The 7,477-nt window shown below is 44.9% G+C and carries 5 protein-coding genes and 1 pseudogene; 4 read left to right on the top strand and 2 right to left on the bottom strand.

Annotated elements, in window-relative coordinates; all coding sequences use genetic code 11:
* The coding region (locus tag OEY64_12895) for a DUF1611 domain-containing protein (protein MDH5543844.1) at positions 1–1,011 on the bottom strand (1,011 nt) is incomplete at its 3' end.
* 506 nt (positions 1,012–1,517) lie between these two features.
* Between OEY64_12895 and OEY64_12890 the strand changes: the two genes are divergently transcribed.
* From OEY64_12890 to OEY64_12880, 3 genes are all read left to right on the top strand, one after another.
* Entirely contained in the window at positions 1,518–2,411 is an 894-nt protein-coding gene (locus tag OEY64_12890) for a PhzF family phenazine biosynthesis protein (GenBank protein ID MDH5543843.1), read from the top strand.
* 775 nt (positions 2,412–3,186) lie between these two features.
* Entirely contained in the window at positions 3,187–4,365 is a 1,179-nt protein-coding gene (locus OEY64_12885) for a HupE/UreJ family protein (protein MDH5543842.1), read from the top strand.
* Positions 4,366–4,377: 12 nt separating this feature from the next.
* Positions 4,378–4,731 (top strand): DUF6488 family protein, encoded by a 354-nt coding sequence (locus OEY64_12880; protein ID MDH5543841.1) that lies wholly within the window; start codon positions 4,378–4,380, stop codon positions 4,729–4,731.
* Between the two features lie 59 nt (positions 4,732–4,790).
* On the opposite strand, the pseudogene OEY64_12875 reads toward OEY64_12880, so the two are convergent.
* Positions 4,791–4,975, bottom strand: a pseudogene (locus OEY64_12875) (efflux RND transporter permease subunit).
* 564 nt (positions 4,976–5,539) lie between these two features.
* Between OEY64_12875 and OEY64_12870 the strand changes: the two are divergent.
* A partial coding sequence (locus OEY64_12870; GenBank protein MDH5543840.1) for a PAS domain S-box protein occupies positions 5,540–7,477 on the top strand: 1,938 nt, incomplete at its 3' end.

The following is a 7,477-nucleotide window of genomic DNA, read 5'->3' as shown; positions in this document are numbered from 1 at the left end:
GCAGGACATGTTCTCGTGGTTAATAGTAAGACCTATCACATTTGTGTTTGCGAAGGTCTGAATGAGATTTATTTCAGTAGAAGGTGTTGGCATCGGCATCTGGTTGCAGTCGCAGCGATTGATCCGTCCTGGTGCGTGTTGCAATACCACGCCATCGGGACGGCTACCACGAAGAATAAAGCACGAAGACAAGTATGCGGGGTGGCTCAGCGCACCTTGTCCTTCGATTATGATCACGTCTGGATTCTCACCTTCAAACGCTTCTACAATGCTGGCTTCCATCTCGCCTGAGCAGAACTGTGATGGAATGGCGTCGAGCGCGATACCGTACCGGGCTCCCTGAATCAAGCCGGTCTGGCCGGTACTAACCATCACAGCTTTTACTCCATGATCGTTGAGGGCACGCGTCAGGATAGTGGCGGTTGTTCGTTTGCCGATGGCGGCGTCGGTGCCGAGCACTGCGATACGTGGGCAGGTTACTTCTTCAATGCGACCGCTGAACTGCCGCAGATCCTTCTTGGCGCGGGGTTTTCGGATATCAATAATTTTAACGTTTGACGCCTTACTCGCCGCTACGAATTCCGGATCATCGTTCAAAAACTCATGGAGACCGTTCACCACATTTATTCCGAGACGTATGACCTTTAATGCGAGGTCGCGCTCCTGTTTCGTCAACATGCCGCTGGACGGAGCCATTCCATAGATAAAATAATCTGGTAGATCTCCGGCGTGTACTAGTGCCTCGGTGAGGTCGCGACAGATGGGAATGGCGTTCGGCTTACCGTCTAGCACCATACCAGCATTGAAACCACTTTTCTCGCTGTCGATGACCGATAGGATTTTGTACTTTTCCGAGTGACGGACCAGCCCATTTGCGGTCTTGCCATCGATGTCGGCGAAGTTCCCTTCGCAATAAATAATTGCGGTGGGAACTTTTTCCACTTTACCGCCGGCTTTTGGCTTGGTGGATATTGCGTCATTGTTTAAGGTTCCACAATGACTATTGGTCAAAATTTCGTCAGAAATTATAAGGGGGTATGATACATACATGGTTGCGCCTCAAGTTTTCTCAGGGGAGGCGACTGTAAAGAACCGACCAGAATTAGCCGAATGTAAACGTATAGTCTCCGCCAAGGGGATATTAGAATGGTTAACTATAGCATACGGCTGGGCAAAATGATATTTGAATTAGACCAGGGCCGAGGATATCTGTCTTATGGAGGATATTCCATAAAATCGGTCCATATTAAAACATAGCTTTTAGCATGATGAAGAGCTTCCGTTTTTACACCGTTCCGCTGCGAAAACAGCATAAAAAGAGCGAGTCAGTTATAACTTTTTAATAAGTAGAGAGATATGGTTTTGCTGAGCGTACGGACCGGGGAGCCAATTGATTCTCAGTATCATATTTTCTAATATTTTCCATGTTAGAATCTGTTCATTCCGATACCCGCATTTGATCTAAAGTAGTAGAGGAGATGCCGCTACCACCGCAACTAACGTAAAGGAGCTTGTTGATGAAGGAGTTTAAGTTTAAAAAAGTAGATGCTTTCGCTACGCCCTTGTCCGACGGGAACCCTGCCGCCGTTGTTTTTTTGGAGGATGGCGAAGAGATAGGCGACTCTGAGATGCAAAAGATTGCCACGGAACTAAAAGGCTTTGTTTGCGAGGTTGCCTATGTGAGGCAGATAGGTGGAAACAGCTTCCGCCTCAGGTATTTCTCTTCTGAAAGAGAGGTGGAGTTTTGTGGCCATGCAACCATTGCAACATTTTGCGACCTCTTGAAACAGGATGACTTCCAGCACATGGAAAGTGTGGACCTGCATGTAAATGCGGGGATGGTGAAGCTCTATAACCGCCTGAAGGAAGAAAATGCCGTGTTCCTTTCCGCTCCATTACCTTCATTTTGGGATTTAAAGATAAATGTAGCGGAGGTGGCAAACGCGCTTGGCTACAATATCTCCTGCATAGAGGAAGACCCGCCACTGAAGGTGGTGAATGGTGGGCTGAACACCCTGCTCGTTCCCATAAAGAGGCTGGAGGATGTGCTGGAAATGAACCCGGACTTTGATACATTAAACAGGTATTGCGAGGATATCGGCATAGACAATGTGGCTGTCTACTCGAAAGAAGTTGTAGATAAAAGTAACAGGTTCCGTATCAGGAATTTTGCCGTAACATTCGGGTATCTGGAGGACCCTGCTTCTGGCTCCTGTAACTCTGCGCTTGGCTATTACCTGCTGAATCTGGGCCTATGGGACGGCGAGCCCTTCACGATTGAACAGAACGGTGAGCGGGAAAGGTTTAATACTGTACTCCTGAAAACGGATGTCTTGCCTACGGGAGAGCGGCAGATACTTATCGGCGGCGGCGCTATAACAAGGATAAAGGGAAATTACATTCTTGCGTGACAACCTTCAGCGCAAGACATAGAAAATCAATTGGATACTGTTTTGCTGAGCCTCCCGCCCGGGGAGCCAATTATAACGCTATGATTCTAGAGGTGTTAAAGGCACTTTAGATAACCATCTGGTATTCTCAGCAAAACATCTGCAGAATGATCTGTAAATAATGGAATCTAAACAGTTGAATCGCACTACGATCACATCTAAACTGGTGCCCAGTGAAAATATACGCTAATCAGTCGGTTTCTAAATACGCACTGATTATATGCTTGAGCGTTGCCCTATTACTCGGACAGATGTTCAAAGTACACATGCATATCCAGCATGATGAAACTCCCTCGCCAGCAACCGCAGGGCATAGCATCGATGTGCATGCAGCGCTCTCTCTGCTAAACGCAATGAATAATATTCATCATCATGGCGATACTCACGACCATCACCACCATGCGGTCATCGATATCAACACTGATACTTCTCTGAAGGCGGTTGATTTGTTCAAGTTATCCATCTTCCTATTTCTTCTTGCTGGTATTGCTTTGTCCGTTCCCCTGTTACGGGGCACTCGTAGGCGACATATTTTCAATGCAAAACTTCTATCGCTATATTACTTGCTCCATACCCCCCTTCGCGCGCCTCCAAAGTAACCCCGCCCAACTTAATCGCGGCTGTAGCTGTAATTGATATTGCTTTCTGCAACAAGCAATAGATTTGCTTTTATATATAGCTATCGATAGCGGCGAGACGCAAACAAAAACAAGTAAACTTTGGAGATATGTAAACAATGTTATTGAAATCGAATAATTTCTCCCTATTAGTAGGGCTGTTCGTATTTTCGCTACTATCACAATTTGCCTATGCGCACGGCATGTCGGAAGCCGACAAGCTGGCCATTATCGAAGGTGGTAATTTGCGATATATGTGGCTCGGGGCAACGCATATGTTGACGGGGTACGACCACCTATTGTTTGTTTTCGGGATCATCTTTTTCCTGAACAATTTTCGCGATATCGTCAAGTACATCACCGCGTTTACAGTTGGCCATAGTGTGACCCTGATCTATGCTACTTTTAACGCAATCCAACTGAACTACTTTGCCATAGATGCTGTGGTCGCTCTGAGCGTCTGTTATATAGCCTTTGCCAACATCCAGGGTTTCCGCAAATATCTCAATATGAACCCACCGAACATGATGTTAATGATTGCCGGACTAGGTCTGGTTCACGGCTTCGGCTTATCCACCAGGCTGCAGCAACTGCCGTTAAGCGAAGACAGTTTGTTGCTAAACATCATATCATTTAATGTTGGCATCGAACTGGGACAAATCAGCGCATTGGCTCTGATGTTGCTTCTCATTGCCGTATGGCGAAAAAGCCAATCCTTTGAGGCTTTCAGCCTGGTCGCAAATCATGGCCTGATCGTGGCGGGAAGCCTGCTTTTCCTAATGCAGATGCACGGATATTCACACGACAATAATTCCGAGGAATATGCTGCTGTTGCGAAACCCTCACAGCGAGCGAAAAGCAATAAACGAGTTGCAAACGCGGAAAAACTTGAAACATCTCAACAAGCTCATTGGAAGGATATAATCAGCATAACCATTCCAGCCAGAGGGGAAAAGGAATACAAGTTTTACCTTGAGAAAGGCGCAACGCTTGAATATGCATGGCAGACCAACGATGCAGAGCTATTTTTTGATTTCCACGGCGAACCAACAGGCGATACAACAGGCTATTTCGAGAGCTTTGAAAAAAGTACGGACAGCCAATCAAGTGGTTCTCTAGCCACAACCTTTAAAGGCACACATGGTTGGTACTGGAAAAACAACAACTCGTTCCCCGTTATCATCGCATTGAAAGTAAAAGGCGAATATCTGCGATTAGATTTAGAAGAGGCCATGCAAAAAGCCAAACCAGTAAAAAAATATAACGTTATAATCAACAATACTATTGGTTCACTTTAGGAGGTATATTTCATGCAATTAAGAACATTAATCTTTGGATTATTACTCAGTTTTTTCTCTTTCTCAGCTTTTGTAAGCAACGCTTACGCTCACGGGGGTGGTCATATGGCTAAGGCACCCGTGGATGAGGCGACAATTAAAGAAAACGCGATGAAAATAGTTGATGGGCTTGTAAAAAGAGACAAACTGGATAAAAGCTGGGCGCTTATTGCTGCAAATTCAATTGAGAAAAAAGTGATTAGTGGTAATTCTGTATGGGTGGCCATTTTTATTAATGACAAAATCACCGATAATGACAAGCGAAAACTTTATGTGTTTCTGACTTTGGGAGGTGAATATGTTGCAGCAAATTTCGAAGGGATATAGTCGTTAAGCTGGTGCGCCACGGATTTAAATCCGTGGCGCTTCTGTCTGTAGCTTTTAAATTATCTCATGTCTACCACTTTCCCTTTGGAAAACCAGCCATAGAGTAGAGGTAGGACAAACAACGTCAGGAAGGTTGAAGTCATAAGCCTCCCACGATGACAACAGTCAGCGGTCGCTGAATTTCTGAATCTGTCCCGCCGGAGAGAATCATTGGGATTAAGCCGAGCGCCGAGGTTGTGGCCGTTGCTGGTTCTCGAACTGACCGCCCCTCTAATAAAAATATGTTTCAGTTCATATATTGCTAAGAGTGACAAAATTTATTTGGCATGATGCCCTGATCAAACCTGACAAGCGTGAATCAACCGATTTCGGATGCGTAACAGATGCGGTGACTGCTTTGATAAGCGGATAGAATGTGCCATATCCTAGGCTGTAAATTGAATTATTATCGGTACATATGGTATTATCTGTAAGCAGAAATATCAATGTGTGTCAGGATATTTCTGTGTTGGCAAATTCAGGAAGGGATGCCAGATAAAGTCTAGAATTTATTAATACACTTGTTGAGGGGTTCTTGGTCGGGAGACCAGTGATTTTTTTTAATAATCAGTCGAGGCGTTACTAATACGGCTGCAAGTGCGAAAGAACCTAGGCTACTTGGATAGCTGTGAAACTGATTTAGGGGGTTAAATTGAGGAGAGTCGCCGCTTTTTTCCAAACTGCGGATGCGGGTCGGCTTCTCAACCACACTTTCCATCCCCTTCGCATCTTTGCGAAAGAGGCAACTTCTACCATTTCAAATCAATAAATGGCTGAAAATATGGAAATAGAGCGGTTACTTGGCTACTTCGCTGAGGTGGTCGCAAAGTACGACAAAAAACTTCGCCACATCATGGTTAGCAGAAAAGCGGAGCCGATATTCAAGGACTCTCCGGAGTTTTATATCGGCAAGACTCCCTGCGAAGTCGGGTGGCCTGATGATTTTTGCGCTGAATACGAAAAGAATCTGAAAAAGGCTTTAAAGAAGAAAGAAACTGTTACAGCAGAGCTGGAATTTGCTCTCCCCGGCGAAACGAAATATTTCGAATCAAGATTTATCCCTGCAAAATCGGACAATGGAAACGCCGAGGCGGTTGTGTGTGTGATAAGGGATATAACCAGCTATAAAAACGCCGAAAATAATCAAAGGAAAAGTCTTTCTCTAATTTCAGAAATATTTGAATCAGTGGCAGACGGAATTCTTGTTCTGGATAGCGAAAATAAAACGGTTTCATTCAATAAAAGGTTTTTGGATATCTATGGCATTACGGAAAAACAGGCTGTAGGCGGAAATATCAGCGAAAGATTGGGCCGTATCAAGAAGCATATTGTGAACAAGGATAAATTCGAGGAAGGCTTGCTCAAGGTACTGGACGACCCGGAGGCAGAGCTGTTTGACACTTTTGAATTCAAGGATGGGAGGGTAATAGAGCGTCGTTCCAAACCGCAAAAAAGGGGGGATGAAATAGTTGGAAGGATATGGATGTTCCACGATATTACGGAACAAGTCGATGCGGTAGCCGAGCGCGATAAGATTTTAAACAATTCAATCGACCTGATTTGCATCGCAGATTTCAAAGGATATTTTTCCTACATTAATCCTGCTTTTGAGGATCTGCTTGGTTATAGTTTTGCCGAAATAAAAGGGAATCCTTTTTTTTACTATATACATCCAGATGATTTAGAAATCACAAAAAAGGAAGTTGGGAAACTATCAGAAGGGGAGATGACTTTAAAATTTGAGAATAGGTACAGGTGCAGCGATGGAAGCTATAAGTGCATTTCGTGGAGAGCATACCCCGATATAAGTGAAGGGACGATATACGCCATAGGCCGCGATGAGTCCGAACAAAAAGCTATAGAAAAAGAACTGGTCGAATCAAGAAAGAAAAATTCACTTCACATAGAGCAAACACCGATGGCGGTCATCGACTGGAACCTCAATTTTGAAGTTGAAAACTGGAACTTGGCAGCGGAAAGGATATTCGGCTATACCTCGGCAGAGGCGATCGGGAGGCACGCTTCCTTTATTATCCCCGATGTATCAAGGGAGACTGTCGACTCGGTGTGGAATGGACTTCTTTCAAAAACTGGCGGTACCCGAAGCACAAACAGGAATGTGACAAAGGAAGGGAAGATTATCGTTTGCGAATGGTACAACACTCCGCTGGTGGATGAGGGCGGGAATGTTGTCGGAGTTGCCTCAATTGCGCAGGATGTTACTGAACGGATTTATATAGAAGAAGCCCTCAGAAAAATGTCCGTCAGTTTTTCGAATCTGGAAGGTGAAGAGTTTCTGAATAATGTTGCAATGCATCTGACCGAGTCTCTTGATGTTGATTACGCATTGATCGGCAGACTTGTTGAGAACAATACCATAAAAACCTATGGGCTGAACCGCAGAGGAGAGATGCTGGATCAGATAGTCTATCCTCTGGCAGGGACCCCGTGCGAGAAGGTTCTTGGCGTCTCTACATGCTGTTTCAATTACGGAGTGGCAAGGGAATTTCCCAAAGATGCTCTTCTGTCCGAAATGGGGATTGAAGGGTATGTGGGTACTCCGTTGTTTGATAAAGAAGGGGGAGCGCTTGGAATCATAGTTCTGCTCAGCCGGAAACCTATAGAAAATCCCTATATTGCCACGGCTACGCTCGAAATATTCGCCGAGCGGGTATCGTCGGAGATGGATCGTCAAAAAGCAAAAGGA

Source organism: Nitrospinota bacterium (assembly GCA_029881495.1).
Classification (GTDB): Bacteria; Nitrospinota_A; UBA7883; order JACRGQ01; family JACRGQ01; genus JAOUMJ01.
This window is presented reverse-complemented; position numbering and strand designations above follow the sequence as displayed.

Excerpts from the sequence above, each read along its gene's own strand:
- OEY64_12890 (MDH5543843.1), top strand. The coding sequence starts at position 1,518 with ATGAAGGAGTTTAAGTTTAAAAAAGTAGATGCTTTCGCTACGCCCTTG.
- OEY64_12885 (MDH5543842.1), top strand. The coding sequence starts at position 3,187 with ATGTTATTGAAATCGAATAATTTCTCCCTATTAGTAGGGCTGTTCGTA.
- OEY64_12880 (MDH5543841.1), top strand. The coding sequence starts at position 4,378 with ATGCAATTAAGAACATTAATCTTTGGATTATTACTCAGTTTTTTCTCT.